Annotated in this window: 3 protein-coding genes; 1 reads left to right on the forward strand and 2 read right to left on the reverse strand. The window is 57.6% G+C overall.

Features of this window, described 5'->3' with window-relative positions:
- Positions 1 to 1,301: proline dehydrogenase family protein (locus ACOVRA_RS04405; RefSeq protein WP_421719238.1), on the reverse strand; the 1,301-nt coding region annotated here is incomplete at its 3' end.
- Between the two features lie 95 nt (positions 1,302 to 1,396).
- On the opposite strand from ACOVRA_RS04405, the gene ACOVRA_RS04410 reads away from it, so the two are divergent.
- Positions 1,397 to 2,485 carry a glycosyltransferase family 4 protein gene (locus tag ACOVRA_RS04410; protein WP_421719239.1) on the forward strand — a complete coding sequence of 363 codons (1,089 nt, stop codon included), beginning with the start codon at positions 1,397 to 1,399 and terminating at the stop codon, positions 2,483 to 2,485.
- Here the strand turns inward: ACOVRA_RS04410 and ACOVRA_RS04415 are convergent.
- Positions 2,482 to 2,703: acyl-CoA thioesterase (locus ACOVRA_RS04415; protein ID WP_421719240.1), on the reverse strand; the 222-nt coding region annotated here is incomplete at its 5' end. The two genes, ACOVRA_RS04410 and ACOVRA_RS04415, sit on opposite strands and share 4 nt — an antisense overlap.

Below are 2,703 nucleotides of genomic sequence, written 5' to 3' on the forward strand. Positions count from 1 at the left end.
GTCTCGCCCATGCCGTGTAGACGCTGAAACTCATAGGCCTCTTGACCTGCCGCTTGGGCCAAACAGCGGACGGCGGCCAAGGTGTGGGCATTATGGGTGGCAAACTGGCTGTAGATGGCGTCGGGCGCGCGCAACATCAGGTCTGCGCAGGCAAGATAGGAGACGTCCGTTGCGGGCTTGGTGGTAAAGACCGGGAAGTCCGGCCGACCCGCCACTTGCGCGCGCTTAATCTCCGCATCCCAATAGGCCCCTTTCACCAAGCGCGCCATGATCCGCCGCCCTGAGGATCGAGCAATGGCAATCACCGTTTCCACCGTTTTGGGTGCGCGCTTTTGATAAGCCTGGATGGCAAGGCCAAGGCCGTTCCAACCGCTTAGCTCTGGTGCATGGGCGAGGCGGTTGAGGATTTCGAGCGACAGGACCAGACGGTCGGCCTCTTCGGCATCGAGGCAGAAGCCAATATCATAGCGCTTAGCAATCTGGGCGAGATTGAGCACGACTGGATAGAGGCTCTCATGAACTTGCTGGCGCTGGCGGGCGTCATAGCGGGGGGAAAGCGCACTGAGCTTGACCGAAATGCCGGAGACTTTTTCTGGTCCTAGGCCATTGGAGGTTTTGCCCACCGCCTCAATCGCGTCGGCATAGGCCTTGGCATAACGAGCCGCATCTTCTTGGGTGCGTGCACCTTCGCCCAGCATGTCGAACGAGAAATGACTGGCTTGCTGCTTGCGGATCGCGCCTTGGCCGCGCTTGATGGCCGCCTCAATCGTGCGGCCCAACACGAATTGTTCGCCCATGATGCGCATGGCTTGGCCGACGGCGGCGCGAATAACAGGCTCGCCCGCTTTGCGCGTTAGGCGGTGCATAAAGGCCCCTAAGTCCTTGCGCGCCTCTGCGCCAACATCGACGACTTTGCCGGTCAGCATGAGGCCCCAAACGGAGGCATTGACCAAGGTGCTGTCAGACTTGCCAGCCCGCCCCCCCCAATCGCCGCTGGTGATTTTTTCGGCAATCAAACGGTCTGCCGTTTCCTGATCGGGCACCCGCAACAAGGCTTCGGCCAGACACATCAAAGCAAGGCCTTCTGGCGTCGTCAGGCCGAATTCTTCCAAGAAGGTCTCCAGCATACCGACGGGCTTGGCCCGCTCACGCGCTTTGCGCACGATTGCCTGGGCATCCATCAGGGCTTGGGATCGCACCGCACCGCGCAGAGGGCTAGTATCGATGAGCCCCTGCACCAGAAGAACTTCATCGCCATATTTTGTGGCATCCATGGCTTCTAAGTCTGTTTGGGTCAGCATGACGGTCTCTTTTTCCAGTACAGATGGTGCAGGCCTTATTGGCCTTTTGTGGCGGCACACTGTAAGGAGATCACGGAAAAAACAAGGGCCTATACATGCGCATCATGCTGGTAACAGACGCGTGGGAACCACAAGTCAATGGAGTGGTACGGACGCTCTCGCGCACCGTGCAGGAATTACGCGAGATGGGCCATGAAGTGATGATGGTCACGCCCAATGACGGCTATAAAACCATTCCCTTGCCGACCTATCCCGAAATCAAAATGGCCTTGTTCGCCAAGGATGACATCGAAGAACGCTTCGAAGATTTTGAGCCGGAGGCGGTGCATATCGCGACCGAAGGTACATTGGGCCTGACCGCGCGGCGCATTTGTATTCAGCACCGCTTTCCCTTCTCGACCTCTTACCACACGCAATATCCTGAATATGTCTCTGCTCGCTTCCCGATCCCGGTTGGCTGGGGCTATGCCTTTGTGCGCTGGTTCCACCATATGGCGGGCCGCGTGATGGTGGCGACACCGACCATGCATGACCTTTTGGTCTCACGCGGGTTCAAGAATCTCGCGATGTGGACGCGCGGCGTCGATACCGAGCAATTCCATCCTCGCTTGCGGGTGGCAGACCGTGGGCCACTGGCGGGCATTCAAGGGCCGATTTTCCTCTATGTCGGGCGTGTCTCGGTTGAGAAAAATGTCGAAGCCTTTTTGGCTTGTAATCTCAAAGGCACCAAAGTGGTGGTTGGCGATGGCCCAGCTCGGGTAGACCTTGAGACCCGCTTTCCGGAAGCCAAATTTTTAGGTGCCAAATTCGGCGAAGAGCTTGCCTCCTGCTATGCCAATGCGGATGTCTTTGTTTTCCCAAGCTATACCGATACGTTCGGTCTGGTGATCTTGGAAGCCATGGCCACAGGCACCCCCGTGGCCGCCTTTATCGCGCCGGGTCCTAAGGACATTATCCCAGGCTCGCACGCTGGTGTGATTGGCGATGATCTGACCGCCAGCATTGAGGCGTGCCTAAGCCTAGACCGCGATCAAGTTCGTAAATATGCCGAAGGCTTCTCGTGGCGGGCTTGTGCCGAGCAATTCTTGGAAAACCTAGACCCTTTGCCCGTGATGGAGCGCTATAAGGTGTGGAACCGGGTCAAGAATGCGTTGCGCCTGCGGCGTAAGCGGAAACCTACTTAGGGCAACAGATAGGGTGCTAGCTGGGCTTCTAGTTCCTTAAAGGGGCGCTTGGGCCGGCCTTGTAAGTCAATCGTGACAGCTTCAACCGCGGCGGTTGCGATCACTTCTTCGCCGCGGAAAATCGTCTGCTGGATGATCAGGCGAACGCCTTTGATCGCATCATAATGGGTTTGCACCACCAAGCAGTCATCAATGCGGGCGGCTTTCTTGAACTTGAT

Source organism: Aquidulcibacter sp. (assembly GCF_049239865.1).
In the GTDB taxonomy this organism is placed as follows: domain Bacteria; phylum Pseudomonadota; class Alphaproteobacteria; order Caulobacterales; family Aquidulcibacteraceae; genus Aquidulcibacter.

Coding starts and splice junctions, on each gene's coding strand:
- ACOVRA_RS04410 (WP_421719239.1), top strand. CDS start 1,397: ATGCGCATCATGCTGGTAACAGACGCGTGGGAACCACAAGTCAATGGA.